The sequence below is a fragment of the Nocardia sp. CDC159 genome (genome assembly GCF_023740735.1).
Lineage (GTDB): Bacteria > Actinomycetota > Actinomycetes > Mycobacteriales > Mycobacteriaceae > Nocardia > Nocardia pulmonis.
Genome location: NZ_JAMRXH010000005.1, coordinates 281127 through 300206 on the forward strand (window position 1 = coordinate 281127; position 19080 = coordinate 300206).

Here is a 19080-nt window from a genome sequence, read left to right on the forward strand (position 1 = left end):
TGCCGCAATCGAGTCCGGCTGGTTCGTCTGGAAGCACTGCGGCCCAACACATTGCACAGCTTCTTGGCGGTACCGCCGCAAACGAGTCCGGTTAATACCCGCCGGAAGCACCATGGAGAGCCTGATCCGACCCCGCCCGGCGGCGTGGGCCACAATCAAGTCCGGCACCGGTCAGCCGGAATCAGCGGTGGCGGCGCTGCATGAATCTGTGAGGCTGCCTGTGGAGCCGCAGTCGAGTCCGGTCGATTCGGCCGGAAGCAGTTGTATGTGATCGCAGTAACGTTCAGCTACTAAACCGCCGCAATCGAGCTCGGGCTGGCTCGGCCGAAAGCAGCAACGTACGAAGACATCTCGCCGCCCGCCGAGGACGCCGCAATCGAGTCCGGCCGGTTCAGCCGGAAGCAAGGGTGGGAATGGCGTCGCCGGTGCCCTTCTAAGTCATCCAGCCGCAATTGGATCCGGTTTGGACAGCCGGAAGCAGCAAGACGCGCGAGGGTCTCCGAGCGCAGCTGGGTCGCACCGCAATTGAGTCCATCTGCGGCCAGGAAGCAGCGGACCGCATGTCGCGTACTGGGCCCGGTCGACTCGCAAAATTCGGGGTCCGGGGACGGCCGGAGGCAGCGAGCCCATCGTCGCGTCTCCCATGGGAGACAAAATGCCGCAATCGGGTCCGTCGGATCTCGGTCGACGGACTCGTCGACGACCGGTTATAGACTTGAGGTTCCCCGCTTTCACGGAGAGCCAGGTACGACAGCGTTGGCACCGCGATGAAAGCCAACGGGCCGCAATCGGGTCCGGCCACGACGCCCGGCGTCAGGGCTGCCGGATTGCGGTGGGAGTCATCCAGCAATCCAAGCCGCAATCGAGTCCGGCTGCTACAGCCGGAGACAGACCCGGCGGACCCGTGCACAACAGCGCGAACGCCTGGCCGCAATTGAGTTCGCACTGGTACGGCCGGAGACAGGGGTGTTCGGTCGTGTGCTCGGGGCCCATGGGCGTCGGCCCGCAATAGAGTCCGGTTGGTACGGCCGGAGAGGAGGGCCTGTTCGTGGGTACCACCGACGTCTGGCTGCCGCAATCGAGTCCGGCTGGTACTGAGCAGCGCCGTGTCTCGCTGGAGAACTGCAACCGCACTTCTTTGCCGCAATCTAGGCCGGCCGATCCCGGTTGGCTGGACGCAGCCGCCGTCGAATGGTGCGAGAACCCCGGGATTCCAGGACTGGCCGCAATATGGTCCGGCCGGAATGGCCGGAGTCGGGGCTCCCGAATTTTCGTGTCTTCGACCTGCATAGAGTCCGGCTGGTTCGGCCGGAAGCAGCCAGCGCTTCCAGGGCGGTGGGGGAGACGCCCAAGGGCCGCAATCGAGTCCGGCCGAGACAACCGGAGACAAGGCTCCCGGATTTTCGCATCTTTGACCTGCGGCGATGTCAGCTTGTTGCGAGCAGTGGCCCCACGATGTTGCGACACGCCGAAGTGCACTTATCTGGGTCGGCATGGATTATGTCGTGACCTGTGTGCAAGTGGTGCAGGCGTGTCGGGTGGTATTGGACCGCTCGTGGTTTGTCTGTGTGGAGTTATCAAAGTGCGTGGGTGTGTGGGTGGGTCAGGTGAGGGGGATGCCGTCGTCGCCGTGTGGGGCCAGGACGCCGTCGAAGGTGCGGCCGGGTATTTTGCGGCGGACGGCGGCGCGGACAGTGAATACGCCGAGAGCGTGCGCGGGAGCGGTGGGGATCGTGAGGGTGTCATTGTTGTTCCTGGTGGGGGTGAGTGCGGGGTGGTTGAGAAGGACTGTGACGGCGTCTATGTCGAGGGGTTGGTGCCACAGTGGCCAGGTGAGGATGGGTCGCCAGGTGGTTTTGCCGCGGCGGGTTTGTGGGAGGCGGTGCCAGCCGGGGCTGGTGCGGTGGGCGCCGTCGCTGTAGACGGGCAGGGCCGGCAGGGCCATGACGGCGAGCCAGGTGGCGCCGGGGACGCCTCGTTCGCGGCTGGTGCCGTCGGGGGCGTCGGCGGCGCTGTAGAGGACGCGGTGGTCGAAGTATTCGCCGGTGCATCCGGGGACTCGGATCCATCCGGTGAAGGCTTGGCGCAGCAGGGTTTTCGGGTCGGCGCGTACGAGGTTGAGGGATTTCTCGAACAGGGTGCGGAATTTCTGTTGGCCTGAGGGCGCGACGTAGGGGTTGATCATGGTGGGCGCGGTGGGGTCATCGACGAGGTCGGTGACGAATGCCGGGAACCATTGCTCGGCGCCGCGCAGGCGAGACCACCCTCTGGCGGCGGCAGCGAGTTCGGTGGCAGGCACGCGGAGGGGGTCGCGTCCGGTGCGGGACGGTGGCGGGAAGCCGGGATCGGTGTCGGGTAGTGCTGCGTCGGAACCGATGCCGGTGACCAGGGTGGTGAGAGTAGTGACGAGGTCGTCGATGGTGGCGTGGCCCGGGGCGGTGAGTACGGCGCGGTAGGTGTCGGAGTCCCAGGCGAGGGTGGCGGGGATGGCGCGGGTGGTGAGCAGTCGCAGCGTGCCCAGGGCGGTGAGGAAGCCGAGGGCGTAGCGGCCGTCGAGGGCGGGCAGGGTCAGGGGTGGGGTCATGATCCCTCCGCGGAGCACGTCATGTCGGCGAGGCGAACGATGGTTTCCAGCAGGGCGAGCCCGTAGTGGCCGTAGCGGTGGTGCAGTCGGGTGAATCGGGCCGGGGAGGTCCAGTCGATGACCTCGCCGGTGGAAGCGGTGACTTGGTGGCCGTCGAGGGTGACGGTGACTTGTCGGGGGTCGGGGTCGGTGTGGGGGTCCATCAGGGGGCGGGTGCGGCCGTGGTGGGCGGCAACGAGGTGGATGACCAGGTCGGTGTGGTCGGGGTCGGCGTCGGTGGTGTTCAGGTAGTGGGTGGCCAGTGCGGCGGAGAGCGCTTCGTGGCGCAGGCCCCGTGGGTAGCCGGACAGGGTCCGGGCGCGATGCCATGCCGCGTGGTCGGAGGGGTCCATTCCGGATTTGGCGAGGGGTTGTTCGGCCAGCGCGGCGCGGATCGGGTCGCCGCGGTGCAACTGCAGTTGGAATCGTTCGTCGTGTTTGCCGAGGTCGTGCAGGCGTCCGGCGTCGTAGACGGCTCGTTGCAGCGGTTCGGGCAGGCCGAGCGCGCGGGCGTAGCCGACGGCGCAGTCTGCGACCGCCTGCTGGTGGGCATCGAGTGCGACGACGGAGCCGGTGAGGCTGCTTGAGTCGGTGGCTTCGTCGTCGGCGTTGTCGTCCACGGTGGCGTCCAGCGACGCCGTGACGGCTATGACCGTGCCGTGATCGTCGATGCGGTATCCGAGGTGGGCACGAGGATTGGCCAGCACGGTTGCGGCCGAGGCGAGGTTGTCGCGGATCGCGGGCCACAGCAGGGTGTCGTGGTCGTGGGCGAAACTGGTCAGCAGCGTGGCGGCCTGGCCCGGCTGGTCGAGCGTGTCCGTGAACCTTTCGAATAGTGCGTTGACCTGTTTGACCCAGGTGCCGTGATCGGTGGGTGTGGCCAGGGAGGCGAGCAGTCCTGCCGACAGGTGGACCGTGGTGCCGGGGCGGCGGGTGGCCGAGTGCCGTAGCAGCGACAGGTCGGGTACCGCGGTCGTGGTGCGGGGGGACCAGCCGTTGCGGTCGCAGCCGCCGTAGCGGGACGGAACGACGATGATGTCCCCGGCCCGCAGATCCAGCTCGTCGAGCGGAACGTAGCGCCACGGGTTACCGGTCGTGTCGGAGTCACGGTCGGGGAGGTATCGCAGTGCCCACCGCTGTTCGGGATCGCTGACTAGTGCCGACGTGGTATCGGTATCGGCCACGGGGATATCGGTTTTCGCGCTAGCCAGCCAGGAGCGAACCGCGGCAAGCGGGAGTTCGAGCATCTCCTCGGCCGACGGGGGCAGCAGAGCCAGAGTGTCGGCGATCTCGGCTTGTTCGGTCGCGGCATCGACGGCGTCGATACTGGTCGCTGCACGCCATACCACGCTGACTTCGGCTGGGGGACTCTGTAATCCGTGCAGGAATGGTGCGACCGGCAGGTCGGGATCCGGTGTCGGTGAGGTCCGTGCCCACAGGTCCAGGTGGGTGTCGAGCAACAGCGGTGCCGGCGTCGCCGTACTGCGGGTGCTCGGGGGGGCTGCCTCGACCAGACTTCGCAACGCCAGCGGCGACACATCGAGCCCGCTGCCGGTGCCTGCGGCGAGGTGGGTGGGGTCGAAGGCGGTGGCGTCGTGGTGTTGCAGGAGGTGGTCCCAGGTGGCGCTGGCGGTGGTGCCGTATACCGGGGTCGAGTCGTCGAATCCCTTGCCTGCCAGCACGATCGCTGGTGCCGGGTCGGGGAGTGTGCCGCGGCGGTTGAGTCTGCCGAGGCGATGGATCAGTGCGTCGAGCGAGGCGGGTTCTGTGATCAGCATGTCGAAGTCGACGTCGGCACCTACCTCGAGGGTTTGGGTGGCGACCACGACCAGCGACCGCGCGTCGGTTCGCGACCGGCCGGCGGTGATTCGCGGTAGCCAGGCCTGTAGCAGCGCTTCGCGATCGGCGGGGCGGGACCGGCCGGTGAGCAGCAGGGTGTCCGCGTCGCCGAGCTTGTTGGCGACCAGCCCGAAGACGGTGCGTGCGGTGGCGACGGTGTTGGCGAACACCACCACTGCTCGGCCGGGCTGTGTCGCGGCGTGGATGGCGAGTGTTGCTGCGGCTTGTGCGTAGGGTTTGTCGGTGCTGCGCACCGGGAACAGGCGTTTGCCGGCGGACAAGACCTGTGCGGCGTGGCCGGTGCGGTGGGTGTCGGGGTCGAGCCGAAACACCGTGGTGTCGTGGCCACTGGTGGTGGCCGACATCGACACGAATCGAGCCGGCCGGACCGGCAGCGCGCGACGGTGTTCGAGGGCGCTGATTCGGATGATGGTCTGTTGGAACGGCGCGGACAGGTGGGCTTCGTCGAGCAGGATCAGGGAGTCGGCGAAGGTCAGCGCGGCATCGATCGGGCGCGCGTAGGTGCTGGTGCCGTAGCCGCGGAACAGCATGCGGCTGCCGATCTGGTCCACGGTCCCGGTCACGATCACCGGCTGATCCGGACGCGACACCCACCGCGTAGCCCAGCTGACACCACCGCGCAGTCGCGCGACTACCAACGGATTCTGCACCGGCTGCGTGGCCGCGGTCGCCGCCCGCAGCCGCTCAGCGACCATTGTGGTCGCCGGGCCGGATGGGATCTGCAGCGCTGCCGCCAGCTGGTGTGCGTGGGTGTGGGCCTGGTCGACCACGAGGCGCCGGTCGACCACCAGAAACATCCGGCGCGGATGGGTGAGCCGGTCGTGGGCGAAGGCGTAGACGGCGATGTCGAGGACCGAGGTCTTGCCGAGCCCGGTGGGCACGTCCAGGGCCGTCGGCCATCCCTCGGTGATCACTCGGGCGGCCAGGTCGATCTGCCACCGGTGCGGTGCGACACCGTGGACCTCGCGGTAGAAGTCCGCGAACTCAGGAAACGCCACGGTGTTGTCCCCGTTTCGCGTCCTGGGTCAGCAACGACTGCCAGTGCCTCTCGGTCAGCGGGACCATCAGCCCGAGTCCCATGTAGCGCAGCGCCCCGACCAGGACCGGGCCGGTGATCTGCTGATCGAATGCGGCCGCGACATGGTACTGCGGTCGGCGGCGGCGGTTACCCCAGGCAATGTCGCTGTCGCGCAACGTGATCGCACCTGTGACGACCGGGGCGGGATGCACGGCCACCGTGCGCGGGACGGGTAGCCCGGCCAGTTCGCACGACAGTGCGAACGCCTCCCGCGGCCCGCCACGCTTGACATAGCGATCCAGCACATACGGTGTCACCGTCGCCCAGTACCTGCTCGGGCCACTCCAGCGCCGCGGCTGCAACGTCCACGGCGTGCGGCCTTGGGTGGGATCCACCCGCTCGATATCAATGGCACGCGAAATACGCCACGGCTGCAACCGCGTCAATCCTGGAGTATCGCCGATCGCGCGGAACAGTTGCTGTCGCAACAGCTTCCGCTGAGCTGCATCCTCGATGCGGGGCAGCAGCACCGCGACCCCGAGCGGGCGGCCGTGCGCGTGCTCGTGACCGACATCGACCAGCGACGTGAACGTCAGATGCCGGGCACCGTCTCGGATGTGTCCGCTGATGGCGGGGTGAATACCTGCCTGCACGGCATGTTCATCGGTCAGCTGCTCCGGATACGGGTCCTCGTGTCCGAGGCTGGCCCACACGCAGCGATGCACGGCCCGCCGCAGCAGCGTCGTCAACCCGAACACCTCCCGCGGTGCCACTGCCCCGGGGCGAACGTCGAGCCGCCAGATGATCATGTCGTCGAAATTCGACGCAATCGGCCGGTTCGTATCAGTAGCGGGCGCGGTGGCAGCGTCTGTTCCATAGACGTAGCGTTGTTCTCTTGCAGGCACCATCCACGCCGAACCGCCTGCGGCAAAGGTTGTTTCGAGATCGTGGCGGTAGCCGGGATAGGGCACTCGGATCGAGATCGTGCCTGTGACCGCGGGCCGGAAGCAGCGTTGCGGGGCATCGGCCGGAACGACCGCCGAAGCATCCAGCCGCACCACCGAGGTCGACCGGCCCAGATAGTGCACCCGTGCCAGGATGCGGTCCAACGCGTCCACAGCGGCGAACTCTGTTGTGGGCCAGCAGAACCGGACCGTCGGTTCGGTCAGTGTCACTCCCGCTCGGGTTTTGCTCGCGTTCGACCGGCCGGGATGAAACTGGCTGCTGCTCTTGCGATCGATGTCGTTGGCGACAACGAACCCGGCCCGCTGATCCTCGGCCTGCGGGTTTTCCGGTGCCCAGATCTGCGGGGCCGGCAGGGCTTCGAGCAGATCGAGGACCGGCAACTCGTTCTCGTCGGCGACCTCGCGCAACGCGCAGAACAACCGGGCGAACGAGGGCGGATACTCCGGGCGTCGCCGATCGGCGGCATCGGCAGCGTCGTACCGTCCGAAGGGGAAGAACGCACTGATCACCAGGCTCATCGTCACTCGTCGCCCTGCGCGGCCTTGGTTACGCTGTACTCGAACGCGGCATGCAGACCAGCGCTGGGAACCAGCTCGACCACATCGGACCGCAGCGGCACACCGCCGGCCGCAGCATCGACAATCGCGCGCTCGTACACCTGGGCCCAGTTCGAGGCCGACAACGTGACCGGCTCGGTGCCACCGCCCCGCGACACCAACGCGACGGTGTCCTGGACAACGGTCAGCTCGCAGCCCGACCGCAGCCACATCGCCGCGCCCCCGAACGCCAGCCGATCACCGAACATCGCCAGCGCGACCAGCGCCACCCGCGCCGCACCGCTGCCCGGCCGTCCACCGAACCGCAACCGGCGCATACCCGCCACGGTCACGTTCGCCACCCGGCGCGCCTCGGCGATCCCGACCCCGCCGTGCGCGGGCGACGGCGGAATGTTGCCCAGCCCCAACGGACTCAACCGCGCGTCGTCGCTCTTCTTACCGGACTTGGATCCGTTGGTGCCGGCATCGAACTCGAATCCGTGCTCGCTCCGCGACTTGGTCCCGCCTTGCAGATTCAGCGGATCCATCCGGGTCCCGAACCGATGCCCCTGCTGCGGATCCACACCATAAACCTCGCTGACATAGCTGCGAGCGATCTTGATCCGGGCGCCCGGCCGACGAGAGTCCCACACCCCGTACAGGATCGACGCCGGGTCTTGCGCAAACAGTGGCGACAGGTCATCGGTGCTGGTGTCGCGCAGCGCCTTCCCCAGCACGGACTTGTCGAACGGCTGCCCATCGACCAGCGAATACTGCAGGTAAGCGTCAGTGAATCGGTGCGGGAGCTGAAGTGTACTCAACCGCAATGGCTTTCCGGCCACGGTGTCGACGATGACCGTCCGCGGATAGGTGATCCGCCCGGCCGCCACCGCGTCCTCAAGCTCGCTCTCGACTCGGTTCGCCTGCGAGGCAGGCTGGTCCAATACGACGATCTCGCAGGACTCCCCGTCCACGACATGCTTGTGGATCAGGTAATCACCACTGCCGAAGGTCGGCGGGTACACCCGCCCACCCAACGGTAGCGGCGTCAACCGTTGCTGGATCGAAATCGCTGCGATCTCATCACCGGTGGTGACCGCGCTGACGAGCCGATCGTAAATATCTGACATAAATTCCCCACTCCTCCCGCTCCTGCCGACCCTTCGGCTGAGTTCTGAGGCATGATGCCACTCCGCACCGACAGAAAGCAGCGGGTGACGACAAATGGTGCCTACCTGGACGTTCCCGAGCCAGAGCCAGACTGTCAGGTTCGTGGCGACCTCCGGAAGGCGATTTGGGCGCCGGGCCAGGTGTCCCGTTCAGATGGGAACCTGACCAGGCCGACGTTCGGTCCTAGTCGGAAGTGATCAGACTGATCAGTAACTACTCAGCACGCCGCAATCGTGGCCGACTAACGAATCTCGAACTCTCCCAAGTTATCGTCTGAGACGCACCTGGCCGATCGGAAGCGTTCTCTTGCCTCAACGGCTCGCTCGCGGCGCGGGTGGACTCTAGGTATGCCCATCGAAGTTCGGCGGCGCTACATCGGGTGGAACACAGTTCACCACCCCTCTCTGTTGCGTGGAGTACGGGAAACCGCAGTTCACACCTGCAACAAGTATCAAGATCACAACCAAGCCACGCCAGTTGGGATCGGACTCAGGAGCCTTCTTGCCACACAAGCCACAACTGCTACTTAACACTAACAACATCCCGTCGTCGGGGAGCCTACGCCAACCCTCGCGGAGCTATCGCGAAATGCCTTGCTGTACATGACAACTAGCAACCGGTCTGTTCACTATCCGGAACTGTCGATGATCTCTGTCACCGACCTTAGGTAGAACCCAACCGGTCGCGTCAACTGAACTCCGCCGAAAAATCAGCATCATCTAGTACGAGAGCTAGGCCGTTGTGGTGCCCATGCCATCCACCTCGGAATACCCCTTCGTCACCAGCAGGTCGATAATCGGACTGGCGACGGCCGACTGCAGCTGCGATCCCCGCGGCGGCACCGGCTCCATAGTCCGCAGCAGGTCATGCCTACGCGGCCCCGCATGACCGGAACCTGTGCATCGAGGCCGATGCATGAACCGGCCCGAAGCAAGGTGTCTAGTGATGCGGCAATGGTGTTCCACGGAGGCGGTGGGAGAACCTGGCAAACACAGACGGTTTCGTTAAGACTCGCGTGCACATGTCATCCCATGGTGTAAGACCTGTTCCGGAATTCCATACCGCGAGAGCCTTGTTGTCGACGAGTCGGATGCCGTTGCGGGTGGCGGTCTCACGGGCGGACCTCGTGAACGACGATGTCGTGACCAGGACCGCAATGTCGAACTCGTGCCAGGTCAGCAAGCCGCCAGCCAACTGCTGCATCTCCCGATCGCCGACTCGGCGATTGATGTTGTAGCGCTTGGCCTGCAGGATAGGCCGTCGCCCGTCTGGTGTAAGCGCCTTCACGTCGGCCCCGCGATCACCGGCCCCGCCGGATACTTGGACCTCGCGGCACCCGCTGGCCCGACACAGGGATGCGAGCGCGTGTTCGAACTGCTTGTCGTTCATGTGATGAAACGGCAGTACTGCCCGCAGGTGGTCCTGTTCGCGCTCGGCGCGGCGGCGACGGTGCCTAATCCGCAACCCCAAGGCAAGCGCCACCACCATGACGGCCGCGATTGCAATGCCGGCGATAAGGTTCGGATTGTCGTGGGCGAATCGCCACAGCGGAGCCAGGACGATGAATCCGGCGACCCCGATCTTCAACATCAAACCTTCATTGTTGGAGCGGCGGCGCCGTCTGGCCGTGCCCGTGTTCTCCTATCGGACATACTGATGAGCGAGTGGTAACAATTTAGGGAGTTAGAGACGGCCCAAGGTACGAAAGACGACGAAGCCGCGGAGAGGCTTCGGCTTGGCGCACCTATGAACCTGTAGCAGCACAATTGCTCGTTGGGGATGAGGGTGGAAATTTCGCGTCTGCACACTTCGCTTCTTCGTGTCATGCGGCCTGGCCGTCGTCGTATGTACCTGCCGCCGCCTCGTCCTCGTCCGGAGGAAGCTCCGATTCAGGGTCGGTCTCGTCGCTGTGGGGCAGGGCGTAGTGGGATGTGAGTTCGGCGAGGTGCATGATGAGCGGTAGCTTGAGGCCGTCTCGATAGTCGTCCGAGAATCGCTGCTGATGTAGGTACATTGCCCACTGTTCGGCGTCATCGCCTGGTTGAAGGCCAGCCATGGTGATCTCGAGAAGGTCTGGGTTCCACGCATTCACCGTGGGTTTGATCTCGAGCCCGCCTGTGGAGTTTGTGCGAGGCGTCAGTTTTGATGCCTCGACAGCTACCGAGCGTGTACTCGCTTTGTCTGTCGTACTGTAGAAGACCCGATTTTCTACGCTTCCGGCGGCGTCGGCGGACACCCACAATCCCTTCGAGATGCCTCCTCCGTCGGACGATGGCGATGTGGCCCACCACTGTGGGGTTTCGTCCCGGTCGCCGGTGGAAATTCGGGCGATGCGGAGTTGTTTTCCTTGCAGCGCTAGGCGCTGAATAGCGCCGTTACCGAGTTGGATGCGATCTTGCACGAGGCCGGAGTTCAATAACCAGGGCCAGCGACTTCGGCTGTTCTGCGCATGGGTAACTACGAGGGTCGGCTGTCCTCGCAGAGCGTAGAGTGTTTTCTGGACGAAGCTGGCAGTAAGCGCAGTCTGAGCCTCGACGGTTTTTTCTTCAGCCGCTGGTACGATCCCGGTGAGGCTGGTGAGAAGTTCCGGATATGGGACCCACTGGTCCATGTCGGCGGTTCGCCCCAGAATGCAATTCTGGCTCGGGCGGATCAGGATTGCGACGGGGGTGAACTGACTGCTGCGAAGCCGTTCCGTGGACTGCCGCTTGACCATCCAGAATGCGACTTGATTGAGTTTTTCGGGAATGGCGTCGGCTGGGAGGGTGTGCGCTGGTATGAAACGCACGCCGACTTGCCGCAATCCGTCACCCCATGCTGCCGCAGCCCGAAATTGGGAATCGTCCTTTTCGTCGGGGGTATTGGGATCGTGCGGTCGAATGAATTGACTCACGATTTTGACGTCTGCGCACCCAAGGCGAATCGCGAACTTCGGATCTGAAGTTCGGGGCTCGAAGGTTTTTTCTCCGTCGAGTTCGGCGATGACCAGGTGAGCCGACTCGGCCACCTCGTCCGAAAGGGTGTTCAAAAACAGTGCTACAGCAGTGCGACGGTCACCGATGGCGTCGTTCAGTTCATCTGACCGTCGCGGCGGTTTCATGTCACCGAGCGGTCCGCCGAGGTCGGCAATGCGCCGCATGTGGATACGAACTGACAGGTCGGGTGCCCTCCACGCCCGCAAATCCTCTCCATCGTTGGTGCAATATCCCTCCAGACCGAGGCTTTTCTCGGCGGCGGCGAGGAGATGATCTCGCATAGCCTCCTTCTGGTACAGCAGGTAGACGACGAGACTGGACTCAGGCAGAGCTTCGGCCGTGAGAGCTCGTCTCGCGAGGGCGTTGCTCTTCGCGATGCCCTCGTTGATCTCTGCAATGTCGCGTGCTTGCTGCTCGGTCGCCTTCTTGGGTGTTGACACTTTGTCTCTGAGAGCTCGCTTGGGGTTTTGTCGCTTGATACTGCTGCGTTCGAGTTCGGGGGCGGGTTTGAACAGCGGGTGAAGGGCCTGTGCTGCCCATTCGGTGAGCCGACGCCGTTCGCTGGGCATAAGACCGGCGCCGATGGGGTGCCGTCCCATTCGTGTGTGGTAGGCAGCGGCGGCGGTCAGTCCGTCGCGTCCGTTCAGCCAGGCTTCCGGCTCTTTCCTGAATACCCCTGGTGAGGGCAGGTTGTCGATGGCCGAGATCGTCGACAACAACCCCTCGGGACCGCCTTGTCGCCATACCTCTTCACGACCGGTCCGATCGTATTCGAGAGTTGCTACCGCGAATCGTTGCGGCACCAGCCCCTCCCGAACAAGAGGGCTTTTCGCGAGCAAATACGTAGATACACCGGACTTCCGCGGCAAGTATATTTTGCCCTTGACCCAGCGTCGAACGCCTGCACTCAGATGAATCCTCGGCGTTTCGGAGAAAGGAACCGTCTTGAGCGACACTCGAATGACTGCCGAGTAATGCCAGGTTCCGATCTTCTTTGTTTCGTACTCGATGGGCGGCCATGACATCAGCTCTGCCCCATTAGCGCGAGAATCTACCGCTACCCGCTTGAATGACAATTCTTTCCCACAGTGTCTGTATGCGGGAAGTGCTGCGATTCGTTCGGCCAGGAACTCGGGAAGTAGACGATAAAGTCGATCGGCGGGAAGGCTCGTCCCACCGGGTGATACCGCATGTTCGAGGAGGTTTACCTGCTCACTCCCCCATTGCAGGGACTTGAGATCGAGTCGTTCGACGGTCTCCCGGAACATTGGGTTCATCTTCGGGTCCGGTTGCAAATCACGAAGCCACGCGTAGATGAATCTGGTCAGTATTGGTACTGGGTATTGGGCGTTCGCGTAGAGCCAAGGTTCCGAGTTGTCGAACGAGGCGTTGATTCCCACGGTGATCAGGTCTGGCGCGACGGTGCGGAGTGCGGAGTTGAGTCGTTGTATGGGGACTTGTTTTATTTTGGCTTGGCGGTGTTCCGGCATGCCGTGTCTGTAGAATTCGAGGATCGGCGCATGCCATTGTTTCGGAAAGGTCAGGGTGTGGCACCAGATGCGGTACGGTTCGCCGTCACCGGTCGGGACGAACGCTGCGGGTTGAATGTTGTTGTATTGCACGATGTTCCTCCGGTTCCGGTTTGTCAGTCCATGCCGGCCAATGCCCGATACAACGGTTCATACAGGGCTTTGACCAGGGATTTGTCGAGGTCTGGTGCGGATGACTCGGCGGTGAAATATGGTTCGAGAATCATTCGCATGCTGGCCAGGAGGCTGGTAGCTGGCGTGTCGGCGGCCTCGAGCCCGGCCTCTCGGGGTGAGAACGCTGCATCGACGAACACCACTCGGGCCTGGACGCCGCCGCGGACGAGTCGGCCGATGACCTGCCAGATCACCACGAGCTGGTCCCAGGTGAAAGCGATCTTCTCCTCGGGAGTCAGGCTGGTCCAGGACAATTGCCGGGTGAGGTAGTGGTTCCACAGCTTTCGTGCCCGGCGCCGAAACGCCAACCCAGCTTGGTCGAGGGTTCCTGCGGCGAGGGCTGCCTGCACGAAGGCGCGGTCGTGGCCGCGAACCTGCCGGACAGACCAGTCGTTGATTGCCTGAATGGCGAGCGTGATGTCGTCCGGGCGAGGGTGAGGTCGGGCGAGGAAGTAGACGCTGCCGATCGCGGCCTTGCCGCCTGGTACAACGATGTTGTGTCCGCGTTCGACCGCGAGCAATGGTGCTACTAAGATCTCCCCACTGGTGTGCGCGAACGAGGCGATGTCCCCGCGCCGAAGGGCAGCCGAGGGCGGCAGTGAGGTCCAGGCGTTGTCGAGGTCGGCATCATCGGAGACCAACAGGGTGATCCTGCCGGTCCATTCCGGGATGGAATTGAGGTACTCCGCGGCGTTCTTGGCTTCTACGTAACTGCCGACCAGTAGCAGGATTCGACGGCGGTCGGGATCGTCGATATCGGTCAATTCTTGGTCGAGCATGCTGGTCGACTCGGCCAAGCTGCGGTCGGGCACCGCCAGTTGTTCGAGCATCTGCTGCAGAGCCAGCGGACGGGTTTCCTGCGGAGCGCCCGACAGCCGCAGGGCGACAGTGCTGCCGGGAACGTAGAGGAATTCCTTGCGGAACTCGGTCCTCAGTATCGCGGCTGCCTCGTCGTCGTGGGGGCGCAGGATCGCCTCGACAGGTGCGTGGACGTGGTAGCGCGTCGAGGTGCCGGCCCAGCTGGTGGCCGACATGAGCAGCACATTCGGGCGCGGTCGGTTGTCGATCGCTGTCAGCTCGGCCATGTTCAGCAGCAGTTCGCGCCCGACGCCATTGCAGCGGAAGAATCGTAGTTCACCGCTTTGGTCACCGTCGCGGTTGCGTTCGCCGAGTCGAAACTGAAAGCCGAGCACGTTGCCCATCGGGGATTCGGGCAGTATCGGTTCATAGTCCCGCGGTGGTCGGCGCGAGAGCACATTTGATGTCGACTCGAGGTTAAGCGCAGCCTCGACCCGCGGCCACAGTGTCGTCACGAAATTGAGCCGATGATGCAGGGCCGCCAAGAGCAGAGTGAACTCAAACCGACTGGCGTGCAGGTCGATATCGTTCTCCACGCGGGGATCGCGCCCGACCAGATCCAGCACCGCCTCACGCAGACGCCGCCGGGCAGTCGAGCCTCGTGGTGCGTGCAGGATCTCCAACGTCAGGTGGACCAGGCGGTTCACTGCGTTGGTGAGATCCTGGTCCTCGGATTGGCATTCCTCGAGCGGATCGTCGCGGAATCGGTCCAGGATGCGGTTTACCCGGTCGCGGGCCGCGATGCGTTCTGCGGGGGTGGTTCCGGGTGGTGTCGGTGCCGGCGACGGATCTTTCAGGTCGGGGAACCAGGCGTTGATGAGTCCTTGGTGCAGGGTGAGGGCACTGAAATAGTCTTCGGTGATCCAGGCTCGCAGCGGCGGGGTTCGTATCAGGTGAGCGTAGAGGCGGTCCGCGGCGGCGCTGACGGTGCTGATGGCGTTGGCCCAGTCGTCGACCTCGCGGTCGGACAGCTGAAGTCGTCCTTCGCGGGCCAGTTCGTCGAGTTTGTGGCCGGCGACCTCGTCCAGCCAGGAGTTGGGTGCTTGGCCCAGCAGCGTGGTCGCCGGAGCGAAGGCGGTGTCCAGTTGCATCTGTACCCGGTCGGCCTCGTCGACGATGATGAGGTCGCTCACGCGGCAGGCCAGCTCGAGGTATCGCAGTTTTTCCTGATGCTGATGCTCGGGGACTGAGCTGTGCACCAAGCCAGCCGAGGTGGTTACCCACACTCGCGCGTCTACCAGTTGGCGAGCGCCGTGGTGGCGGGGGCATACCGCCCACAGCGGGCAGCCGTGCCTCTTGGGTCGCGCGCGGCGCCGCTCGGGGGGATTGTCCTGTGTGCCCTCGGAGAACAGGTTCGATGCTGTGCTCGGTGTTGGATTCTCCGCGGGATACAGTGCGCCGCAAGGGGCTTGGCCGATCGCCAGGGGGGCGGTGGCCTCGATGCCGCGCAGCGCATCCAGGGGGCAGGCGCTGCTGAGGTACGCGAATCCGGGATGGTCGTGGCCCAGCATGGTGGCGGCGTCGATGCGGCGATGCAGCCGGGTGATGTTGCGTTCGCGAGTGGAATGGCCGAGTATCGGGGCCGCCGCCACGCCGAGTCTGGTGAACTGGTCGACGATCGAGAGCACCTCGGCGACATCGCCGACCACAATCGTGATACGCCGGTTGTCTTGCGTCACTGCCCAATAGGTCACGATGTCGCGCAGCGTGGATTTTCCCGCGCCGACCATCCCCACCAGGTTGAGCAGTCCCTCGATTCGCAACGTATCGCTGTCGCAGAATGCCGCCTTGGTCTCGTCGCGAACAAGCAGTTTCACCCGGGCCAGTCGGTCTGCCCACCCGTTGGTTTTCCCACCGTCGGCCGCAGCGGACTCGACAGCATCCATCTCCTGCGCGGCGGCTTCGAGTTTCACCCATGCCACCTCGATCGGTGCAGCTCCACCAGGCGGGAGGCTGTCCAGGTCGTGTGAGGGCGCCGCCGTGCCGGGGATCAGGGAGCCGGGAAGACGAACCGAATGCCGATGCTCGCGAGCCTGGAACCGGTACTCACCCGCGCTGGCAATAGGCAGCAATGTGCGCTCCCATGCCGGCGGCAGGGTGAGCAGGTCCTCGTACCGCGCGAACCGCTTGCCCGCACGTGAGGGGTGTCGGCGCTTCGGTGGGCCCTCGTCGATGTCGTCGATGTCGTACCCGCGCAACCTCGCATCGACCTGGCGGTAGCTTTCCAAAGCCAGCCGCCATTCGCGTCGTCGCCGCAGATCCCACAAGTAGTGGCGTGCCCGCCGAATACGCAGGCGCTGCGCGTCGGTTCGAACGTCCCCGAACGCCTCGCTGTAGGGGTATCCGCCCAGCAGTGTCCACACATCCGCTGCCGCCCGTGTCGGGGTGACGGTTTCGAGCAGGTACAGCCCGAGTTCAACGTCGAGCATGTCGCCGGGCTCGAACGACTGCGAACCTTCGGGCCACACCGCCCGCAACTGTTCGAGCAGTGGCGCATGCCACCCGCTTCGGTCACGCATCGGCCGATCCTCTCTCCCCCGCGATGGCCTGGCGTTGATTGCGGTGGATCCGCTTCACTTCCCGGCCGACCAGCCGCAGAAAGTCGCTGTCGGACAGCAGTTCGATCTTGTCGCCGATTTCGTCGGGCACATGGTGGGCAAAGATCCTGCCGTAGGATTCCCGTTCTTCGAACCGGTACTTGGGCGCTACCAGGAATGCGCGATGGTAAGGCGGTTTCTTCGGTAGACAGCGCGTTTCCCGACCGAGTAGTGCCGGGTTCGCGCGATCTTTGACATCGACCGCCCAGATCTGGTTGTTGGGCAGCGTGATTCGCAGATCATAGGCGTCGAAATTCGGCCACATCTCTGGCGGCAGACCGCGGGCGATCAGTGCGGCTTCGAGGTCTGTTTCGGCCAACCCGGGCCCGGTGATGAACATGCGCAGCGGTCGCGCGAGCTGGTAGACGCCATTGCAGACCGAGGGGTCGATCAGTCGGCCGATCTTGGGATGATGTTCTCGGCGACAGCGATCGAGCTCGCATCGGTACTCGTCGGAGCCGACCGGGGCGAGCAAGCATTTACAGCGGACGCACTCGGCGTAGCGACCCTCACGAAGGTACGCCGCCGGCACGGGCTCGTACGCCCTTTTGATCGTCTCGAGCAACAGGTGCAGGTCCAGATCCTCTGCCAGCAATGCCAGATCAGTTCCTGTCAATACAGGCCGGGTGATCAGCAGACGGCGGAACGCGGTGTAGGACTGCGGGGCTTGGGCTGTGCGGCACTCGCCAATGACGCCGATCATCAGCTCGTTCTCGAACTGTTCGGCGGCAGCATCGCGGGCTGCAATTGCCCATTCCAGGCACTGTTGCGTCGGAGTTCGTGTCTTGCCGTCGACCAAGTAAGCCTCCGGTGTCGCCAAGTCGTCCGGCAAGTCGATCGGCCAGCCCTCCAGTGGCCGCTCCGCGGCCCACCGCACCATCTCCGCGATGCTCATCGGCGCCGCATCTCCTCGACGCAGACAGTGCAGTACGAGCTGGTTGTATGCGCTCTGTACCGCGTCGTCGTAGACCGGGCTCGCCGGAACCGACCGTCGAGACAGCCGCACCAAGGCAGTGGCGACGAGCTGAAGCAGGTTGAAGCCAGTCTCGGAAGGTGTTGAGGGAGACGCAGTTTGATCAGCCATTCATCGTTCCTTTTGGTCTGTTCGGTCGAGCCGATCGCCTGGGAAACTCGGGCACCATCTTGATACCGGACACCACTGACACGTTCGGCCCGGCCGCGCCTCGAACACGTCATCCACGCGCCAGGATTCGGACATCCTTCGCACGACGGCACGAGCAGTCGCGACTCGTTCGGGATCGCTCGGATCGACCAACACGATCTCAGAGCCGCTGGGGCGCAGCACTTCCAGCTCGACCCGCGAGCCGGTCATCGCGCCTCCCAACGCTCCCTCGGCCAAAATGAGCAATCCGAGGGCCAGTTGAGGGAACTCTTCGAGGATGTCGTCGTGAAACCAACGCGATTTCTGAGTTGTCTTGATCTCACGCCAAATCCAGGCTCCCTCGTCGAGATACAGCATGTCGGGCTTGGCGATCACGATCGCCCGCGCGGCGGTGTCATGGAACGTCAGGCGCGGCTCGAGCTGGATCTCGCCGATCGTCGGCACACATTCCAACGCGCACACCGAGCGGTGGTGGGCGATCATCTGCCGACCGACCCCGGCCTGCTCCCCGCGGACAGTCCACTTCCCACTCGACCATTCCGCGGAATCGGCGGGTGGTGTCATCACAGTGCATGTGCGGCCGCCGTGCCCGCGTTCGAGCCAGTGATGCACTGCCTGGCCGAGCTCGGCTTCCTCGCTGTATTCATATGCCGTGGGAAGGCTGAGGCTACGCAGATGGGCCTGAGCGGGACACTGTTCGTAATACCGCAAGTCGCTGATAGAGACCTTGCGCAGCGGCGCTCGTTGCGCTGTCACACCGAGCAGCCCGGGGATCCGGGGCAGGGTGTCGCATCCTGAGAGCTGTTTGCATCCCGTGCACACACTTCCAGGACGCCTATCTGTACCGGAGGCGATGTCGACTATCTGGTGGCGTCCATGTGCACGGAAGTACTCTCCCGCTTCCGCGGTGGTGCCGTCGAAAAGGGTTGCCATGGTGCCGTCGGCGAGCCCGTACTCGATAATTCGGACGCGTTCGACTTCAGGTGATCCGTGGGCGAGTTTCATCGGCTCGTACCAGGGGGCGGGCCACGGCGCCTCGACCCCGAAGGCGCTGGTGTAGGCAGCGATCGCGATTTGAGTGCGATCGCGTTCACGCTCGCCAGCCGCGCTGAAACGCAAGAACCGGAACTCGCGGTACGTTTTGTCTGCGGACTCGTATCGGCGCCCCCAGGCATACATTTCCCATGTCTGCGTCGTGACATTTTGCACTGCCCAGAGTTTCGCCACCGGACGCAGACAGGTTTCGCCGTCATCGGCAGTTGGCCAGGCATAGTTATCGATTGCATGCAGCGTGAACTGCATCAGCCCTGGGTGCAATGGGGGCGTCGCCGAGTACAGAGCCTCCTTGGCTTTCTCAGGTGCCGCGCCTGAAAACTCGATCTGATTGACCGCTGTCATAAACGGTCCCATGCCGAAGGTTTCCAGGCTCTCGTTACTGCGGGTCGGTCGAACCAGTGGGCGGATTTTCGGTCGTACTTTCACCGATTTCTGCGACGGACAACCGAACTCGTCGTCCTCACCGGTCAGCGTGCCGATCCTGATCAGATCGGGTTCTCCGGTCATGCCCGCTGGTCGACGCCACGACGCTGCAGTCGCCACGTTCTTCCCCTCACACGATGTGTTGCTGAATCCGCCCGCGCCGAGCTGCGCG

At 64.3% G+C, this 19080-nt stretch carries 9 protein-coding genes; all 9 read right to left on the reverse strand.

What is annotated here, in order from left to right; genetic code table 11:
* Nucleotides 1-1603: 1603 nt before the first annotated feature.
* Nucleotides 1604-2584 carry a hypothetical protein gene (locus NDR87_RS13730; protein WP_251912186.1) on the reverse strand — a complete coding sequence of 327 codons (981 nt, stop codon included), beginning with the start codon at nt 2582-2584 and terminating at the stop codon, nt 1604-1606.
* Nucleotides 2581-5481, reverse strand: coding sequence for a type I-U CRISPR-associated helicase/endonuclease Cas3 (gene cas3u / locus NDR87_RS13735; protein WP_251912184.1), 2901 nt, complete (start codon nt 5479-5481; stop codon nt 2581-2583). Before cas3u ends, NDR87_RS13730 begins: the two co-directional genes overlap by 4 nt.
* Nucleotides 5468-6985, reverse strand: coding sequence for a type I-U CRISPR-associated protein Csb2 (gene csb2, locus NDR87_RS13740; RefSeq protein ID WP_251912182.1), 1518 nt, complete (start codon nt 6983-6985; stop codon nt 5468-5470). The genes cas3u and csb2 overlap by 14 nt, the downstream gene beginning before the upstream one ends.
* A 2-nt stretch (nt 6986-6987) precedes the next feature.
* Entirely contained in the window at nt 6988-8133 is a 1146-nt protein-coding gene (cas7u, locus tag NDR87_RS13745) for a type I-U CRISPR-associated RAMP protein Csb1/Cas7u (protein WP_251912179.1), read from the reverse strand.
* A 979-nt stretch (nt 8134-9112) separates the two neighbouring features.
* Nucleotides 9113-9763, reverse strand: a complete 651-nt coding sequence (locus tag NDR87_RS13750) for a restriction endonuclease (protein ID WP_251912639.1) — start codon at nt 9761-9763, stop codon at nt 9113-9115.
* Nucleotides 9764-9995: 232 nt separating this feature from the next.
* Nucleotides 9996-12770 carry a pPIWI_RE module domain-containing protein gene (locus tag NDR87_RS13755; RefSeq protein ID WP_251912177.1) on the reverse strand — a complete coding sequence of 925 codons (2775 nt, stop codon included), beginning with the start codon at nt 12768-12770 and terminating at the stop codon, nt 9996-9998.
* 23 nt (nt 12771-12793) lie between these two features.
* Nucleotides 12794-16228, reverse strand: a complete 3435-nt coding sequence (locus NDR87_RS13760; protein ID WP_251912175.1) for a hypothetical protein — start codon at nt 16226-16228, stop codon at nt 12794-12796.
* Nucleotides 16221-17390, reverse strand: coding sequence for a hypothetical protein (locus NDR87_RS13765; protein WP_251912173.1), 1170 nt, complete (start codon nt 17388-17390; stop codon nt 16221-16223). The genes NDR87_RS13760 and NDR87_RS13765 overlap by 8 nt, the downstream gene beginning before the upstream one ends.
* Nucleotides 17391-18992 carry a PD-(D/E)XK nuclease family protein gene (locus tag NDR87_RS13770; RefSeq protein ID WP_251912172.1) on the reverse strand — a complete coding sequence of 534 codons (1602 nt, stop codon included), beginning with the start codon at nt 18990-18992 and terminating at the stop codon, nt 17391-17393.
* Between the last annotated feature and the right edge of the window lie 88 nt (nt 18993-19080).

What these genes read in the sequence shown, in the direction of transcription:
- NDR87_RS13730 (WP_251912186.1), bottom strand. Translation starts at nt 2,584, where the DNA reads ATGACCCCACCCCTGACCCTGCCCGCCCTCGACGGCCGCTACGCCCTC.
- csb2 (WP_251912182.1), bottom strand. Translation starts at nt 6,985, where the DNA reads ATGAGCCTGGTGATCAGTGCGTTCTTCCCCTTCGGACGGTACGACGCT.
- cas7u (WP_251912179.1), bottom strand. Translation starts at nt 8,133, where the DNA reads ATGTCAGATATTTACGATCGGCTCGTCAGCGCGGTCACCACCGGTGAT.
- NDR87_RS13750 (WP_251912639.1), bottom strand. Translation starts at nt 9,763, where the DNA reads ATGTTGAAGATCGGGGTCGCCGGATTCATCGTCCTGGCTCCGCTGTGG.
- NDR87_RS13760 (WP_251912175.1), bottom strand. Translation starts at nt 16,228, where the DNA reads ATGCGTGACCGAAGCGGGTGGCATGCGCCACTGCTCGAACAGTTGCGG.
- NDR87_RS13765 (WP_251912173.1), bottom strand. Translation starts at nt 17,390, where the DNA reads ATGGCTGATCAAACTGCGTCTCCCTCAACACCTTCCGAGACTGGCTTC.
- NDR87_RS13770 (WP_251912172.1), bottom strand. Translation starts at nt 18,992, where the DNA reads ATGACCGGAGAACCCGATCTGATCAGGATCGGCACGCTGACCGGTGAG.